Genomic DNA, 16,342 nt, shown 5'->3' with positions numbered 1-16,342 from the left:
TAAGGCGAAGCCGCCACCCGGCACTGAAGCGCAGAGGAATTACACCGCGCGGAACGCGATTTCGCTCGGAATGACTTCGCCCTGCCAGTAAAGCTGCGCCGCAACGCGCCCCGCCAGCTGACGATACATATCCGCAAATTCGCTGTCCGGACGGCTCACCACGGTTGGTTTACCGCTGTCCAGATCTTCACGCAGCGTGATGTGCAGCGGCATCTGCCCCAGCAGCTGAGTGTGATACTGCGCCGCCAGCTTCTCCGCACCACCGGTACCGAAAATAGGCTCATGGTGTCCGCAGTTGCTGCAGATATGCATGCTCATGTTCTCAACGATACCCAGCACCGGTACTTCCACCTTCTCGAACATCACGATGCCCTTTTTGGCGTCGATCAGCGCGATATCCTGCGGCGTGGTCACGACGACCGCTCCCGTTACCGGAATGTTCTGCGCCAGGGTCAGCTGAATGTCGCCCGTGCCCGGTGGCATGTCCAGCACCAGATAATCCAGATCCGGCCACATGGTTTCCTGCAGCATCTGCATCAGCGCCTTGCTGGCCATCGGGCCGCGCCAGACCATCGCGTTATCGTCGGTGACCAGATAACCAATCGAGTTGGTTGCCAGACCGTGCGCCATGATTGGCGCCATGTGAGTGCCGTCCGGCGAGGTTGGACGCTGGTTTTCCGCGCCCAGCATGTTTGGAATGGACGGGCCATAAATGTCCGCATCCAGAATACCGACTTTTGCCCCTTCCGCTGCCAGCGCGAGCGCCAGGTTTACAGCCGTGGAGGATTTACCCACCCCACCCTTGCCCGAGCTGACGGCAATAATGTTTTTTACGCCGTTCACGCCAGGTTGGTTTTTCACGCGCTTCAGCGTGGCGATACTGTGGCTCAGCTTCCAGTCAATCGCCTTCGCACCGGTGATGCGCAGCAGCTCCGAGCTGGTTTGCTCTTTCAGCGTGTCGAAGGCGCTGGTCCAGACGAACGGCATCTGCAGTTCAATGTGCAGCGTATCGTCCAGCCAGGCAACGTGGTGTAACGCTTTCAGCGTCGTAAGATTGTGCTTCAGGGTTGGATGCTGAAAGTTAGCCAGCGTCCCGGCGACCATTGCTCGTAAGGCTTCCGGTGATTTGGCCTGGGATTGAGAACTCATCCCGACTCCTTTGTTCTTGTGAATAAGACCTTAGATGACAAGTTTACCTGAAAGGCCGTGGTTTGTGCTTACTTAATAATGCCCCTTTTGGTAATATCAAAAACCCTTTTCACAGTTAAAAGAAGTAATGCCTACTATGACTCAAGTCGCGAAAAAAATTCTGGTAACGTGCGCACTGCCGTACGCCAACGGCTCAATCCACCTCGGCCACATGCTGGAGCATATCCAGGCTGATGTCTGGGTCCGTTACCAGCGAATGCGCGGCCACGAGGTTAACTTCATCTGTGCGGACGATGCTCACGGCACACCGATCATGCTGAAAGCGCAGCAGCTGGGGATTTCCCCGGAGCAGATGATTGCCGAAATGAGTCAGGAGCATCAAACTGATTTTGCTGGCTTTGACATCAGCTATGACAGCTATCACTCCACGCACAGCGACGAAAACCGCGAGCTGTCGGAGCTGATCTACACCCGTCTGAAAGAGAACGGTTTTATCAAAAACCGCACTATCTCTCAGCTGTACGATCCGGAAAAAGGCATGTTCCTGCCGGACCGCTTCGTCAAAGGCACCTGGCCGAAATGTAAATCCCCGGACCAGTACGGCGATAACTGCGAAGTGTGCGGCGCGACCTACAGCCCGACCGAGCTTATCGAGCCGAAATCCGTGGTATCCGGTGCAACGCCTGTGATGCGTGACTCCGAGCACTTCTTCTTCGACCTGCCGTCCTTCAGCGAAATGCTGCAGGCATGGACCCGCAGCGGCGCGCTGCAGGAGCAGGTAGCGAACAAGATGCAGGAGTGGTTCGAATCCGGCCTGCAGCAGTGGGATATCTCCCGCGATGCGCCGTACTTCGGCTTCGAAATCCCGAACGCGCCAGGCAAATACTTCTACGTCTGGCTGGATGCGCCAATCGGCTACATGGGCTCCTTCAAGAACCTGTGCGACAAGCGCGGCGACACCGTCAGCTTCGATGAATACTGGAAGAAAGACTCCACGGCCGAGCTGTACCACTTCATCGGTAAAGACATCGTTTATTTCCACAGCCTGTTCTGGCCAGCGATGCTGGAAGGCAGCAACTTCCGCAAGCCAACCAACCTGTTCGTTCACGGCTACGTGACGGTGAACGGTGCGAAGATGTCCAAATCTCGCGGTACGTTCATCAAGGCCAGTACCTGGCTGAACCACTTCGACGCGGACAGCCTGCGCTACTACTACACCGCGAAGCTCTCTTCCCGTATCGACGATATCGACCTGAACCTGGAAGATTTCGTACAGCGCGTGAACGCGGACATCGTCAACAAGGTGGTAAACCTGGCGTCCCGTAACGCGGGCTTTATCGCCAAGCGTTTTGACGGCGTGATGGCGGCTGAACTGGCTGACCCTGCCCTGTACCAAACCTTCACTGACGCAGCGGCGACCATTGGCGAAGCCTGGGAAGCGCGCGAGTTCGGTAAAGCGGTGCGTGAAATCATGGCCCTGGCTGACCTGGCGAACCGCTATGTCGACGAGCAGGCCCCGTGGGTTGTCGCGAAACAGGAAGGCCGCGATGCTGACCTTCAGGCCATCTGCTCTATGGGTATCAACCTGTTCCGCGTGCTGATGACCTACCTGAAGCCGGTTCTTCCTCAGCTGGCAGCCCGTGCTGAAGCGTTCCTGAACACCGAACTGACCTGGGATGCAATGGCGCAGCCGCTGCTCGGCCACAAGGTGAACACCTTTAAAGCGCTGTACAACCGCATCGAGATGAAGCAGGTTGAAGCCCTGGTGGAAGCATCAAAAGAAGAAGTGAAGGCGGCTGCGGCACCGGTTACCGGCCCGCTGGCAGACGACCCGATTCAGGACACCATTACCTTTGACGATTTCGCCAAAGTCGACCTGCGCGTGGCGCTGATTGAAAACGCGGAATTCGTGGAAGGCTCTGACAAGCTGCTGCGCCTGACGCTGGATCTGGGCGGCGAGAAGCGCAACGTCTTTTCCGGCATCCGTTCAGCGTATCCGGATCCGCAGGTGCTGATCGGTCGTCAGACCGTGATGGTGGCGAACCTGGCACCGCGCAAAATGCGCTTCGGCATCTCCGAAGGGATGGTGATGGCTGCAGGCCCTGGCGGGAAAGACATTTTCCTGTTAAGCCCTGACGAAGGCGCGAAGCCGGGCCAGCAGGTGAAATAACAAAAAAGCCGGAGATAATCTCCGGCTTTTTTTATGGCATTTTATTTCCTCCCTCTCCCCGTGGGAGAGGGTCGGGGTGAGGGCATCAGGCCGCTCCCTACCGCCTTTATGCCTTCGGGTGATGCACCCGGTGGGTCAGCCCGCGCAGGAAATTACGCAAAAACTGGTCGCCGCACTCGCGGTAGTTTTTATGGTCCGGCGCGCGCATCATGGCGGTCACTTCCGGCACCGACACGCGGTATTTTTGCTCGGTCATGATCGCGACAATATCGTCCGTTTTCAGCGAGAACGCGATGCGCAGCTTTTTCAGCACCGTGTTGTTGTTCACGCGACGCTCCAGCGCCAGCTCGGGCGCGGCCGGATCTTTGCCACGCTTATCGTAAATCAGGCCGTTCAGGAAACCCGACAGAATGATGTCGGGGCAGCGAACAAAGCCCTCTTCGTCTTCTTTGGTCATCCAGGTATCGAAACCCGCAGACGTGGCTTCCATGTCGGACAACGCAAGAATGCGCACCATGTCATTATTGTTTGCTTTCAGGGTGTAGCGCAGGCTACGAAGAATGTCATTACTAATCATGAGTGCCTTTAACTGTCGATGATGCAATGGCGCGCAGTGTACCAGTTTTACAGACCAATCGCCTCTTTCAAACTCTTCAGGTAGCGACGGCTGACGGGCACCGTATGCCCGGCACGCAGCACCAGTTCGGCCTGACCGTTATCTTCCAGGCGGATTTCCTTCAGGTGCGCCATGTTCACCAGATACTGACGATGGCAGCGGATCAGCGGCGTGCGGCTCTCCAGGGTGCGAAGCGTCAGCTCGGTAAAGCCTTCATTTCCCTCCGCGCTGGTGACATATACCCCGCTCAGACGGCTGCTGACAAAGGCCACGTCATCCATCTGCAGGAGATAAATGCGGCTGTGCCCGGTGCAGGGGATAAACTTCAGCGGCTGCTGGTTTTCCGGCAGCAGCGTCATATCCTGCACGGTGCGCTCCTGGCGTAAACGGGTGAGCGTTTTATCCAGCCGCTTCTCTTCAATCGGTTTCAGCAGATAATCAAAGGCATGTTCTTCAAATGCCTTCACGGCATATTCATCAAACGCTGTCAGAAAGACGATATAGGGGCGGTGCTCAGGATCAAGCATCCCGACCATCTCCAGCCCGCTGATGCGCGGCATCTGAATGTCGAGGAACAACACGTCCGGACGCAGTTTGTGTACCGCACCGATGGCCTCAATGGCATTTGCGCACTCACCGACCACCTCGATATCACTCTGCTCCTGCAATAGCACGCGCAGGTTTTCCCGTGCCAGCGGCTCGTCATCCACAATCAGCACTCTCAGCATGCGTTTTCCTCCAGCGGCAGTCGTAAGGTGATACGGGTAAATCGGTCGGGCTCACAGGCGACGGTAATGCCACAGTCGTCACCGAAGTGCGCACGCAGGCGTTTATCCACCAGGCTCATCCCTAACCCACCCGATGCGGAAGGGACGTAGAGTCCGGCGTTATCCTCAATATCCAGCACCAGATGGTGGTTAAACTGGGTAGCAGAAATGGTGATCTCCCCGATGCCAAGCAGCTGCGATGTACCGTGCTTGATGGCATTTTCTACGATAGGCTGCAGGGTAAAGGCCGGAAGATGCTGGTACGCCAGCGCGTCCGGGACGGAGAGCGACACCTGCAGGCGAGACTGGAAGCGTGCCTGTTCAATCTGCAGGTACGCGTTAACATGTTCAATCTCGTCGGCCAGGGTCACGATTTCGGAAGGCCGTTTTAGGTTCTTGCGGAAAAAGGTCGACAAAAACTGCACCAGCTGCGCGGCCTGATCGCTGTCGCGGCGGATCACCGCCTTCAGCGTATTAAGCGCGTTAAACAGGAAATGCGGATTGACCTGGGCGTGCAGGGGTTTGATCTCTGACTGCGTCAGCAGCGCTTTCTGCCGTTCATACTGCCCCGCCAGAATTTGCGCGGAAAGCAGCTGGGCAATCCCCTCCCCCAGCGTGCGGTTGATCGAGCTGAACAGACGGTTTTTCGCTTCGTAGAGCTTAATCGTCCCCATCACCCGCTGATTTTCACCGCGAAGCGGGATCACCAGCGTCGAGCCAAGCTTGCACTGCGGATGAAGCGAGCAGCGGTAGGGGATCTCATTCCCGTCGGCATACACCACTTCACCGGTTTCAATGGCGCGCAGGGTATAGGTTGATGAGATCGGTTTGCCCGGCAGATGGTGGTCGTCTCCGGTACCGGTAAACGCCAGCAGCTTTTCGCGGTCGGTAATGGCGACGGCACCGATATCCAGCTCCTTGTAGAGCACCTGCGCCACCTTCATGCTGTTTTCTTCGTTAAATCCCTGACGCAGGATCCCCTCCGTTGAGGCTGCAACTTTCAGGGCCGTCGCGGAAAACGCCGAGGTGTATTTCTCAAACATGGCGCGCTTGTCGAGCAGAATACGCATAAACAGCGCCGCGCCCACGGTATTGGTCACCATCATCGGAGCTGCAATATTGCTCACCAGGTGCAGCGCATCGTCAAACGGACGGGCAATCAGCAGGATAATCGCCATCTGCGCCATCTCTGCCACGAAGGTAATCGCACCGGCGGTAAGCGGGCTAAATACCTTATCCGGACGGCCGCGTTTGATCATGTAGCTGTGGACAAGGCCACCCAGTAGCCCTTCGACGATCGTGGAGATCATACAGCTCAGCGCCGTCATGCCGCCCATGGAATAGCGGTGCAGACCGCCGGTAAGCCCAACAAGGCCACCGACAACGGGACCGCCAAGCAGGCCGCCCATCACCGCACCGATGGCGCGCGTATTGGCAATGGAATCTTCGATATGGAGACCAAAGTAGGTCCCCATAATGCAGAAAATGGAGAAGGTCACATAGCAAAGCAGCTTGTGCGGCAGACGGACGGTGACCTGCATCAGCGGAATGAACAGGCGCGTTTTACTCATCAACCAGGCGATGACAAGAAACACACACATCTGCTGAAGCAACAACAGCACCAGATTAAACTCGTACATACAAAAAACCGCACATTCTAAAAACGCGTAACATACACTGATGCAGGTAAACTTTCTTTGAAGCGCGCCAAAAAAGCTGCAAATCGTGTCGGTCATCACAGCTTTTGCCGAACATCGCGCATGCTTCGCATTATTTGTTCAAAAAACGATCAATCCTTCCTGGTTCGGCAAAGTGGGTCTACAGTTAAGCTGGGGACGCGTAAGCCAGGGGGCGAATATGGCGCTTTACACAATAGGTGAAGTGGCACTCCTTTGTGATATCAATCCCGTTACCCTACGGGCGTGGCAGCGACGGTATGGATTACTTAAACCGCAGAGAACGGACGGTGGGCATCGTCTGTTCAACGAGGCCGATATCGACCGGATCCGCGAGATAAAAAGCTGGATCGACAACGGTGTGCAGGTCGGCAAAGTGAAATCCTTGCTTAGCCATGACGATCCGGACACCCAGCATCTCTGGCGTGAGCAACAGGAAGCACTGCTGCGGCTCCTGCAGGCAGGTAACCTGCAGCGCCTGCGCGCGTGGATAAAAGATCAAGGGCGTGATTATCCCGCGCAAACGCTGATCACCCATCTTTTCATTCCGCTCCGTCGACGCCTTCAGTGCCAACAGTCTACCCTGCAGGCGCTGCTCAGCATGCTCGACGGCGTACTGATCAACTATATTGCCGTCTGCCTTGCCTCGGCGAAGAACAAGGCCGGAAAAGATGCGCTGGTGGTTGGCTGGAACGTGCACGACACCACGCGTCTGTGGCTGGAAGCCTGGATTGCCACCCAAAAAGGCTGGCGCGTGGATGTGCTCGCGCACTCGCTGGCCCAGCTGCGGCCCGAGTTTTTTGACGGTCAGACCCTGCTGGTCTGGTGTGGCGAAGTGCCCTCCGCCTCGCAGCAACAGCTGCTGACGGAATGGCGCGAGAATGGTTACCCGGTTTATTCCCTGGGCCCGGATGAGCCATAACGGCATTTAATGGTTCATTAACAGCTGCGCTTCACCGTATAATTGTTCCGTTAACAACAGGAGCACATGATGAAGGCAACTAAACTGGCGGTAATTACCCTTTTTGTCCTGATGGCCGTAAGCGGTATCGGCGGCGTGATGCTGGCGGGTTACTCGTTTATCGTCCGTGGCGGTGTCGGCTGAGATACAGCGCCAGGCGCTCGAAAAGGCGATCGACCACAATCGCCGCCAGCGCAACCAGTAGCGCACCCTGAATAATGTAGGCCGTATTAAATCCGCTTAAACCGATAATAATCGGTGTTCCCAGCGTGTTTGCCCCCACCGTCGAGGCGATAGTCGCCGTACCGATGTTGATAATCACCGACGTGCGGATCCCGGCGATAATGACCGGTGCCGCGAGCGGGAGTTCAACCTTGCGCAACCGCTGCCAGGCGCTCATGCCCATCCCTTCTGCTACGCTCAGCACCGATGCGGGCACCGCCGCAATACCGGCCAGGGTTCCCTGAAGTATCGGCAATACCCCGTATAAAATCAGCGCAATAATTGCCGGCTGCTGCCCAAAGCCAATAACCGGTACCGCAATCGCCAGTACCGCCACCGGCGGAAACGTCTGACCGATCGCCGCAATCGTCTCCACCAGCGGACGAAACTCGCGTCCCGATGGCCTTGTCACCGCGATCCCTGCCCCCACGCCGAGGACGATGGCAATGACGCTTGAGATCGTCACCAGCCAGGCGTGCGCCAGCGCAAGGTTAATAAAACTCTCCTGCTGATAGACCGGTCGCGGCAGGCCAGGAAAGAGCGAACTGAACAGCGCCGCGCTGTGCGGCATCAGAAAGAGCAGACCGACGAAGAGCAGCGCCAGCCAGAGCAGCGGATCACGCATGACCTTCACGCGTCACCTCCCCGGCCAGCAGATCGCGAAAATGCAATGCACCACAGGTTGTTCCCTGGCTGTTGGTCACCGGCAGGATCTCACATTGGCGGGCGACGAAAGCAGACAGCGCATCCCTCAGGCTCATCTGCTCCTGTAACGGTTCTCCGCTTAGCGGCGCATCCTGTCGGCGCATATAATCGCCAACGGTGCGCAAAGAGAGCGGCCTGACGCCCAACTCGCTGCGGCCAAAAAATTCGCGCACAAAGTCGTTCTTCGGCTGGCTCAACAGCGCAAGCGGCGTGCCCTGCTGTACCACCTCACCGTGGTCCATCAGCACCAGATGGTCAGCCAGGCGCAGCGCCTCATCAATGTCGTGCGTCACAAGGATAATGGTGCGCCCCAGAATGCGGTGGATGCGGGTCATCTCCGCCTGCAGCGCACCGCGTGTGACCGGATCCAGCGCGCCAAAAGGTTCATCCATCAGCAACACCTGCGGATTGGCCGCCAGCGCGCGTGCGACCCCAACACGCTGCTGCTGTCCGCCGGAAAGCTGATGCGGGTAGCGGTCACGCAGTGTCGGCTCTAATCCCAGCAGGGCCATCAGCTCATCCACCCGCGCATGGGTTTTCGCCCGCGTCCATTTTTCCAGCTGCAGCACGGTGGCGATGTTCTGCGCCACGGTCCAGTGGGGGAACAACCCGATAGACTGAATGGCATAGCCCATACGACGGCGCAACTCCAGCACCGGCAGGCTGCGGATCTCTTCCCCGGCAAAGCGAATCATCCCGCTGTCGTGCTCAACCAGCCGGTTGATCATCTTCAGGGTGGTGGATTTTCCCGACCCCGATGTGCCGATCAATACCGAAAATGCCCCCTCGGCAAAATGCAGATTCAGGTGGCTTGCCGCCGGACGACCGGCAAAGGTTTTACTGACATCATGAAATTCAATCATTGGCTCTTCTCCCGAGCAGCGCGAGCCACAGGGCAAATAACGCATCCAAAACAACCGCCAGCGCGATAGTGGGCACCACGCCCAATAAGACCAGGTCCAGCGCGCTGCTGAGCAGCCCCTGGAATACCAGCGCACCAAAACCGCCCGCGCCAATGAGCGCTGCAATCACCGCCATCCCCACGGTTTGCACCGTCACCACCCGCAGGCTGCGAATTAACAGCGGAAGTGCAAGGGGTAACTGTATTTTCCAGAAACACTGCCGCGCGCTCATCCCCATCGCATGGGCACTTTCCAGCACATCCGGCGCAACCTGGCTTAAGCCCGCCACCACACCGCGCACCAGCGGCAGCAGCGCATAGAGCACCAGCGCGATCAGCGCGGGCGTGAGTCCGGTACCGGCAATGCCGATCTCCCCCAACGCGGGAAATGACCTCGCCAGACCGGCCAGCGGAGCAATGAGCAATCCAAACAGGGCCACGGAGGGGACCGTCTGAATGACGTTGAGAACGGTGAACACGCTCCCCTGTCGCGCCGGATGGCGATAGCACCAGATGCCCAGCGGGACGCCAAGAAGCAGCGCCGGGAAAAGCGTGCCAAAGAGGATCGTCAGATGTTGCGAGAGCGCGTCATCAAACACCTCCTGGCGATTGGCGTACTCTTTTAACAACGAGAGATTATTCAGCTCACCGCTAAACAGGAGGACCAGAGGGATGAGCCAGATTTGCGCGTTCAGCAGCCAACGCCAGACGGGTACTGGCGTCAGGCGGCGAATGGCATCGCTACAGGCCAGCAGGCAGAGCGCCATCCACAGCCACAAACCGCTGCCGATGGACGTACGCGCCAGCGGGCTTTCCGCAGACATCATGAGCGTCGCCGACTGCCCTGCGCTCCAGAACAGCCCCAAAAAAAGGGCTTCACAGAGGAGCAGCGTCAGCCAGTGCGCGGCACGTCCTGACCAGAGCGACAGGACGACGACCGCGCCCAGCGCCACCGACAGCAGCGCGGGCGAAAACGACCAGATCTGCCAGAGTGCGCGCCCTTCACCCGACATCAGCCGGTTAGGCGCAACGTTCACAAAAGGTAACGCGACCGCCGCGATGGCCACACAGGCCAACAGCAGCAGCACGCGGTTATGACATTGTATTGGCACAGCTTTATCCTGTTACTTCACAAGCCCTTGTTGTTTCAGGAAGTCGGCCGCCACTTTTTTGGCATCCAGTCGCTCAACGGCAATGCTGGCGTTCAGCTGCTGCAGCGTTTTTTCATCCAGTTTTTCAAAGACCGGTTTGAGCCATTCTGCAATATCCGGGTAGGCTTTCAGCACCGCTTCGCGCACTACCGGGGTCGGGGCGTAAATCGGCTGGACGCCTTTCGGGTCGGTCAGGGTTTGCAGTCCAAGGGCCGCAACCGGGCCGTCGGTGCCGTAGGCCATCGCGGCATTCACGCCGGAGGTTTGCTGCGCGGCGGCTTTGATGGTCACTGCCGTATCACCGCCGGCCAGAGAGAGCAGCTGGGCCTGGTCAAGCTTGAAGTCGTAGGCTTTTTCGAACGCAGGCAGCGCGTCAGGACGTTCGATAAATTCAGCCGACGCAGCGAGTTTGAAATCGCCCTTCTCTTTCAGATAGCGGCTGAGATCCGCGAGCGAGGTCAGCTTGCCCTTCTCCGCCACGTCCTTGCGCACCGCAATGGTCCAGGTATTGTTCGCAGGCGCAGGGGTCAACCAGACCAGTTTGTTCTGGTCTGCATCCAGTTTTTTGACTTTTTCATACCCGGCGCTGGCGTTTTTCCATGCCGGATCGTTCTCATCTTTGAAGAAGAATGCGCCGTTTCCGGTGTATTCCGGGTAGATATCCAGCTCGCCGGAGGTAATAGCACCGCGCACGACGGGCGTTGTACCGAGCTGAACTTTGTTGACCGTTTTGACCCCGTGGCTCTCAAGCACCTGCAAAATAATATTGCCGAGCAGCGCCCCTTCGGTATCAATCTTTGATCCCACTTTGACAGGCTCAGCCGCCTGAAGCGGCAGGCTAAGCGCGGCCAGTAACACCGCAGAGCCTAACATCCCCTTTTTAATCGTCATTCCGCTGTCCTCATTTTTTTATCGCCTTTTTCAGAGGCTTGAGAGAAAAGCGTAGCTTAAAACGGCGTGTTTAACCGTCAAAATGCCTTTTTAGCATAAGGTAAGACGCATCCCCCGTGAGGCGGGGGATGCGAAGGAAGGGACGATTACTGCAGTTCGAACTCGCCTTTATTCACCCGGGCGGAATCCACGCCGATGAATACGTTAAACTTGCCGGGTTCCACAACGTATTTCATCTGCTGGTTCCAGAACTTCAGCGCATCGACGTCAATCGGGAAGCTTACGGTTTTGGTTTCGCCAGGCTTGAGTGACACCTTGTCGAAACCGCGCAGCTGCTTCACCGGACGGCTCATGGACGCGGTAACATCCTGAACGTACATCTGGATCACCGTCGCGCCTTCGCGCTTGCCGGTGTTGGTCACGTCCACGCTGGCGGTGACCTTGCCGTCACGCTTCATGGTAGGCGCCGACATTTTCACGTCAGAGACCTTAAAGGTGGTGTAGCTCAGACCGTAACCAAACGGATACAGCGGGCCGTTGGCTTCGTCGAAGTAGCGCGAGGTGTACTTGTTCGGCTTGTCGGCGTTATACGGACGACCGGTGTTCAGGTGGCTGTAGTACACCGGGATCTGCCCGACGGAGCGCGGGAAGGACATCGGCAGCTTGCCCGACGGGTTGTAATCGCCAAACAGCACGTCAGCAATAGCGTTACCGCCTTCAGTACCGGCGAACCAGGTTTCCAGAATAGCATCAGCCTGCTGGTCTTCTTTCACCAGCGCCAGCGGACGGCCGTTCATCAGCACCAGCACCAGCGGTTTGCCGGTGGCCTTCAGGGCGGCGATCAGATCGCGCTGGCTCTGCGGAATGGGGATATCGGTACGGCTGGAGGCTTCATGCGCCATCCCCTGCGCTTCACCCACGACCGCGACAACGACGTCAGACTGTTTGGCTGTGTTAACCGCTTCGTCGATCATCTCTTTTGGCGTACGCGGATCCACCTTCACCGCTTCCTCGTACTGATTGAGGAAGGTAACGATGTCTTTATCGTCGGTGACGTTTGCGCCTTTGGCGTACACCACTTTCGCGTTTTCACCGACGGCATTTTTAATGCCGGTCAGCACGGTGACGGACTGATCCGCCACGCCAGCCGCAGACCAGCTACCCATCACGTCGCGCTTGCTGTCGGCCAGCGGGCCCACCACGGCGATGGTGCCGGATTTTTTCAGCGGTAGCGTGTCGAGGCGGTTTTTCAGCAGCACCAGGCTTTCACGCGCGACGTCACGCGCCTCTTTGCGGTGCAGACGGCTTTCGGCATTGGTGTCAGCCGGGTCAGAGTCCTTCGGTCCCAGATGGCTGTACGGATCGTTAAACAGCCCCATGTCATATTTCACGTTCAGCACGTGGCGCGCGGCATCGTCCAGCTCCGCCATCGTCACCTTGCCGCTCTTCACCAGCCCCGGCAGGTATTTGCTGTAGTACTCGTCGCTCATGCTCATGTTGATGCCGGACTTGAGCGCCACGCGCACCGCATCTTCCGGATCGGACGCCGTGCCGTGTTTAATCAGCTCTTTAATCGCGCCGTGGTCAGAGACGGTAATGCCCTTAAAGCCCCACTGGTCGCGCAGCACGTCTTTCAGCAGCCAGGAATCGGACGTCGCTGGCGTGCCGTTCAGCGAGTTCAGCGCCACCATCACCGCGCCGCTCCCCGCATCCAACCCTGCCTTGTACGGCGGCATGTAGTCGTTGAACAGGCGCTGCGGGCTCATGTCGACGGTGTTGTACTCTTTACCGCCTTCAACCGCGCCGTAGGCCGCAAAATGCTTCACGCTGGTCATCACCGAGTAGCGGTCGGCCGGGCTTTTGCCCTGCATCGCTTCCACCATGGTTTTACCCATTGTGGCCGTTAAATACGTATCTTCACCAAAGCCTTCCGACGCGCGGCCCCAGCGCGGATCGCGGGAGACATCGACCATCGGCGCCCAGGTCATGTTCAGGCCATCGTCCGCCGCTTCATACGCCGACACGCGCCCGACGGTTTTCACCGCGTCGAGGTTAAAGGAGGAGGCTAACCCGAGGCTAATCGGGAAGACGGTACGCTGGCCGTGCAGCACGTCATAGGCAAAGAAGAGAGGGATCTTCAGGCGGCTGAGTTCCATCACCTGGTCCTGCATTTTACGGATATCCTGACGGGTGACGGTGTTAAAAATCGCCCCCACCTGGCTCTCTTTAATCATCTCACGGATGGCCTCTTTCGGGTTATCCGGGCCGACGCTGATAAGACGCAGCTGACCGATTTTCTCATCAACCGTCATCTTTTTGAGCAATTCCGTGACAAACGCGTCGCGGGCTTCAGGCGTGAGCGGGTGATTACCAAACAAATCTTCTGCGAGCGCAGGTTGCAGCGCCAGGCTGACGGCGACACCTACAGAACATAGCCATTTCATGTCGTTATACTCTCTCATCAATAACCGCCGGACGATCTCGGCCATACCGTGCGAAAAGCGCAGTGTGCCACAAACCCTTTGAACCTTGCAGGGTTATTCTCTGATTTTTCTCGTGAATACTCGACCGCTTAACAGTTAATCGCGCTATGCTTTACAGCGAGAAATTTGCCCCACCACAAGGAGTGGAAGATGTCTTCTGTTCGAACTGACGATAACAATACTTTTATTAACGAACTGTCGCGCCTGGTTGGTCACTCTCACCTGCTTACTGACCCGGCTAAAACCGCCCGCTACCGCAAGGGTTTCCGTTCCGGCCAGGGTGACGCGCTGGCCGTGGTCTTCCCCGGCACGCTGCTTGAGCTGTGGCGCGTGCTGAGCGCCTGCGTCGCCGCCGACAAGATTATTTTAATGCAGGCCGCCAATACCGGCCTGACCGAAGGCTCCACGCCGAACGGCAATGATTATGATCGTGACATCGTGATTATCAGCACCCTGCGCCTCGACAAACTTCACCTGCTGGACAAAGGCGAACAGGTGCTGGCCTTCCCCGGCACCACGCTTTACACGCTGGAAAAAGCGCTTAAGCCGCTGGGACGCGAGCCACACTCGGTGATCGGCTCCTCCTGTATTGGCGCGTCGGTGATCGGCGGGATCTGCAATAACTCCGGCGGCTCGCTGGTGCAGCGCGGCCCGGCGTATACCGAGATGTCGCTGTATGCCCGCATCGACGAAAACGGCAAGCTGACGCTGGTGAACCATCTGGGTATCGATCTCGGCGTGGCGCCGGAGCAGATCCTGAGCAAGCTTGACGATGACCGCGTGAAGGACGAAGACGTTCAGCACGATGGTCGCCACGCGCACGATCATGATTACGTCACCCGCGTGCGGGATATCGACGCCGATACCCCGGCGCGCTATAACGCTGACCCAGACCGCCTGTTTGAATCCTCCGGCTGCGCAGGCAAGCTCGCTGTTTTTGCCGTGCGTCTTGATACCTTCCCGGCAGAGAAAAAGCAGCAGGTGTTTTACATCGGCACCAATCAGCCCGAGGTGTTGACCGAAATCCGTCGTCATATTCTGGGCGAATTTACCCACCTGCCGGTCGCGGGCGAATATATGCACCGGGATATATACGACATCGCCGAGCGCTACGGGAAAGACACCTTCCTGATGATCGACAAGCTCGGCACCGACAAAATGCCGTTCTTCTTCACCATGAAGGGCCGCACCGACGCGATGCTTGATAAAGTGTCGCTGTTCAAACCGCACTTCACCGACCGCTTTATGCAGAAGCTGGGCAACGTTTTTCCGGCGCACTTACCGGAGCGAATGAAAACCTGGCGCGATAAGTATGAGCACCACCTGCTGCTGAAGATGGCCGGAGACGGGATTGCTGAAGCACAAAACTGGCTGACAGAGTTCTTCAAGACGGCTGAGGGTGATTTCTTTGCCTGCACGCCGGAAGAAGGCAGCAAAGCCTTCCTGCATCGTTTCGCCGCCGCAGGCGCAGCCATCCGTTATCAGGCGGTGCATTCCGAAGAGGTGGAAGATATTCTGGCCCTGGATATCGCCCTGCGACGCAACGATACCGAATGGTTTGAGCACCTGCCGCCGGAGATCGACAGCAAGCTGGTGCACAAGCTCTATTACGGCCACTTTATGTGCTACGTCTTCCATCAGGATTACATCGTTAAAAAAGGCGTTGACGCGCACGCGCTTAAAGAGCAGATGCTCGCCCTGTTACATGAACGTGGCGCGCAATATCCTGCAGAACACAACGTCGGGCATCTTTATAAAGCGCCTGACGCACTTAAGCAGTTTTATCGCGAGAATGACCCTACAAATAGTATGAATCCCGGCATTGGTAAGACAACGCGGAAGAAATACTGGAAAGAAGAGACAGAAGCGGAGCAGCCCATAACGCAAGCATCTGATTAATTCATACAGCCATATTTGAGAGATTGTTAAGCGCTCCTTAATCGTACTAGAGTAGCGATCTGTCGCCGGAGAGACGTTTCTCCGGCATTCTACGATAAGGAGAGGGCACATCATGTCGGCTGTAGATATTTTATCCGAAACCGAACTGGAGGTGCGTGATGCCCTGCCAGATGATGCGCATGCCATCGCGGCCATCTATGCATGGCATGTACTCCATGGTCGCGCATCCTTCGAAGAAGTTCCCCCCACCGTAGACGAAATGCGTAAGCGTATGAAAAACGTCATCGACAGCGGTTTGCCGTGGCTGGTCGCGCTGTACCGCGGTATCGTCGTCGGCTATTGCTATGCCACTCCGTATCGTCCGCGACAGGCTTATCGCTATACGCTGGAAGAATCAATCTATGTGGATGCCAGCACCACGGGCCGTGGATTTGGCTCGACGTTGCTGAGCGCGCTGATCGCACGCTGCGAGCAGGGCCCGTGGCGGCAGATGATTGCCGTTGTGGGTGACGGGAATAATAACTCTGGCTCGCTGCGCTTACATAAAAAGCACGGTTTTGATGTGGTGGGTCAATTGCGAAGCGTTGGGTATAAGAAAGGCGACTGGCGGGATACGTTGATAATGCAGCGCCCGCTCAACGACGGTGACTGGACGCTGCCGGAATAGGCCCAGTGCGGTCTGGTGCCCTCACCCCGGCCCTCTCCCACAGGGAGAGGGTGCAAACACTAAAAACGGCAACCAGGTTGCCGT

Annotated in this window: 14 protein-coding genes; 5 read left to right on the top strand and 9 right to left on the bottom strand. The window is 57.4% G+C overall.

Going from position 1 to position 16,342, the window contains the following annotated elements; all coding sequences use genetic code 11:
* Window positions 1-39 precede the first annotated feature (39 nt).
* Window positions 40-1,149, bottom strand: a complete 1,110-nt coding sequence (gene apbC / locus ENTMO_RS0117210; protein ID WP_010433631.1) for an iron-sulfur cluster carrier protein ApbC — start codon at window positions 1,147-1,149, stop codon at window positions 40-42.
* Window positions 1,150-1,285: 136 nt separating this feature from the next.
* On the opposite strand from apbC, the gene metG reads away from it, so the two are divergent.
* Window positions 1,286-3,319: a methionine--tRNA ligase gene (gene metG, locus ENTMO_RS0117205; RefSeq protein WP_010433629.1), complete on the top strand. Its 2,034-nt coding sequence runs from the start codon at window positions 1,286-1,288 to the stop codon at window positions 3,317-3,319.
* A gap of 106 nt (window positions 3,320-3,425) precedes the next feature.
* Here the strand turns inward: metG and ENTMO_RS0117200 are convergent, their stop codons facing one another.
* From ENTMO_RS0117200 to ENTMO_RS0117190, 3 genes are read right to left on the bottom strand one after another with little or no spacing between them, the layout of a single operon-like run.
* Window positions 3,426-3,896: a YehS family protein gene (locus ENTMO_RS0117200; RefSeq protein ID WP_010433625.1), complete on the bottom strand. Its 471-nt coding sequence runs from the start codon at window positions 3,894-3,896 to the stop codon at window positions 3,426-3,428.
* Window positions 3,897-3,943: 47 nt separating this feature from the next.
* Window positions 3,944-4,663: a two-component system response regulator BtsR gene (btsR, locus tag ENTMO_RS0117195; RefSeq protein ID WP_010433622.1), complete on the bottom strand. Its 720-nt coding sequence runs from the start codon at window positions 4,661-4,663 to the stop codon at window positions 3,944-3,946.
* Window positions 4,657-6,342, bottom strand: a complete 1,686-nt coding sequence (locus ENTMO_RS0117190) for a sensor histidine kinase (protein WP_010433619.1) — start codon at window positions 6,340-6,342, stop codon at window positions 4,657-4,659. The genes btsR and ENTMO_RS0117190 overlap by 7 nt, the downstream gene beginning before the upstream one ends.
* Before the next feature lie 217 nt (window positions 6,343-6,559).
* Between ENTMO_RS0117190 and mlrA the strand changes: the two genes are divergently transcribed.
* Together mlrA and ENTMO_RS25410 are read left to right on the top strand one after the other, a co-directional pair.
* Window positions 6,560-7,300: an HTH-type transcriptional regulator MlrA gene (gene mlrA, locus ENTMO_RS0117185; RefSeq protein ID WP_010433616.1), complete on the top strand. Its 741-nt coding sequence runs from the start codon at window positions 6,560-6,562 to the stop codon at window positions 7,298-7,300.
* Between the two features lie 69 nt (window positions 7,301-7,369).
* Entirely contained in the window at window positions 7,370-7,483 is a 114-nt protein-coding gene (locus ENTMO_RS25410; RefSeq protein WP_010433613.1) for a protein YohO, read from the top strand.
* Here the strand turns inward: ENTMO_RS25410 and ENTMO_RS0117175 are convergent.
* The 5 genes from ENTMO_RS0117175 to bglX form a co-directional block, all read right to left on the bottom strand.
* The gene (locus tag ENTMO_RS0117175) at window positions 7,458-8,195 is read right to left on the bottom strand and encodes an ABC transporter permease (protein ID WP_010433609.1); all 738 of its coding nucleotides are present in this window, start codon (window positions 8,193-8,195) and stop codon (window positions 7,458-7,460) included. The two genes, ENTMO_RS25410 and ENTMO_RS0117175, sit on opposite strands and share 26 nt — an antisense overlap.
* On the bottom strand, window positions 8,179-9,129 hold the full coding sequence (locus ENTMO_RS0117170) for an ABC transporter ATP-binding protein (protein WP_010433606.1): 951 nt from the start codon (window positions 9,127-9,129) through the stop codon (window positions 8,179-8,181). Before ENTMO_RS0117170 ends, ENTMO_RS0117175 begins: the two co-directional genes overlap by 17 nt.
* Window positions 9,122-10,279, bottom strand: a complete 1,158-nt coding sequence (locus tag ENTMO_RS0117165) for an ABC transporter permease (RefSeq protein WP_010433603.1) — start codon at window positions 10,277-10,279, stop codon at window positions 9,122-9,124. Before ENTMO_RS0117165 ends, ENTMO_RS0117170 begins: the two co-directional genes overlap by 8 nt.
* Window positions 10,280-10,291: 12 nt before the next feature.
* Window positions 10,292-11,209 carry a glycine betaine ABC transporter substrate-binding protein OsmF gene (gene osmF, locus ENTMO_RS0117160; protein WP_010433600.1) on the bottom strand — a complete coding sequence of 306 codons (918 nt, stop codon included), beginning with the start codon at window positions 11,207-11,209 and terminating at the stop codon, window positions 10,292-10,294.
* 146 nt (window positions 11,210-11,355) lie between these two features.
* A complete protein-coding gene (bglX, locus tag ENTMO_RS0117155; protein ID WP_010433598.1) occupies window positions 11,356-13,653 on the bottom strand; it encodes a beta-glucosidase BglX in 2,298 nt (765 codons plus the stop codon).
* Between the two features lie 189 nt (window positions 13,654-13,842).
* On the opposite strand from bglX, the gene dld reads away from it, so the two are divergent.
* Together dld and ENTMO_RS0117145 are read left to right on the top strand one after the other, a co-directional pair.
* The gene (gene dld, locus ENTMO_RS0117150) at window positions 13,843-15,591 is read left to right on the top strand and encodes a D-lactate dehydrogenase (RefSeq protein ID WP_010433595.1); all 1,749 of its coding nucleotides are present in this window, start codon (window positions 13,843-13,845) and stop codon (window positions 15,589-15,591) included.
* Between the two features lie 112 nt (window positions 15,592-15,703).
* Window positions 15,704-16,258: a GNAT family N-acetyltransferase gene (locus ENTMO_RS0117145; protein ID WP_010433592.1), complete on the top strand. Its 555-nt coding sequence runs from the start codon at window positions 15,704-15,706 to the stop codon at window positions 16,256-16,258.
* Window positions 16,259-16,342: the final 84 nt, after the last annotated feature.

The sequence above is a fragment of the Enterobacter mori LMG 25706 genome (genome assembly GCF_000211415.1).
Lineage (GTDB): Bacteria > Pseudomonadota > Gammaproteobacteria > Enterobacterales > Enterobacteriaceae > Enterobacter > Enterobacter mori.
Note: the sequence above shows the minus strand (reverse complement) of the source record. Positions and strands in the feature narration are given on the sequence as shown.

Coding starts and splice junctions, on each gene's coding strand:
- ENTMO_RS0117190 (WP_010433619.1), bottom strand. CDS start 6,342: ATGTACGAGTTTAATCTGGTGCTGTTGTTGCTTCAGCAGATGTGTGTG.
- ENTMO_RS0117200 (WP_010433625.1), bottom strand. CDS start 3,896: ATGATTAGTAATGACATTCTTCGTAGCCTGCGCTACACCCTGAAAGCA.
- dld (WP_010433595.1), top strand. CDS start 13,843: ATGTCTTCTGTTCGAACTGACGATAACAATACTTTTATTAACGAACTG.
- bglX (WP_010433598.1), bottom strand. CDS start 13,653: ATGAAATGGCTATGTTCTGTAGGTGTCGCCGTCAGCCTGGCGCTGCAA.
- apbC (WP_010433631.1), bottom strand. CDS start 1,149: ATGAGTTCTCAATCCCAGGCCAAATCACCGGAAGCCTTACGAGCAATG.
- ENTMO_RS0117170 (WP_010433606.1), bottom strand. CDS start 9,129: ATGATTGAATTTCATGATGTCAGTAAAACCTTTGCCGGTCGTCCGGCG.
- osmF (WP_010433600.1), bottom strand. CDS start 11,209: ATGACGATTAAAAAGGGGATGTTAGGCTCTGCGGTGTTACTGGCCGCG.
- ENTMO_RS25410 (WP_010433613.1), top strand. CDS start 7,370: ATGAAGGCAACTAAACTGGCGGTAATTACCCTTTTTGTCCTGATGGCC.
- btsR (WP_010433622.1), bottom strand. CDS start 4,663: ATGCTGAGAGTGCTGATTGTGGATGACGAGCCGCTGGCACGGGAAAAC.
- mlrA (WP_010433616.1), top strand. CDS start 6,560: ATGGCGCTTTACACAATAGGTGAAGTGGCACTCCTTTGTGATATCAAT.
- metG (WP_010433629.1), top strand. CDS start 1,286: ATGACTCAAGTCGCGAAAAAAATTCTGGTAACGTGCGCACTGCCGTAC.
- ENTMO_RS0117145 (WP_010433592.1), top strand. CDS start 15,704: ATGTCGGCTGTAGATATTTTATCCGAAACCGAACTGGAGGTGCGTGAT.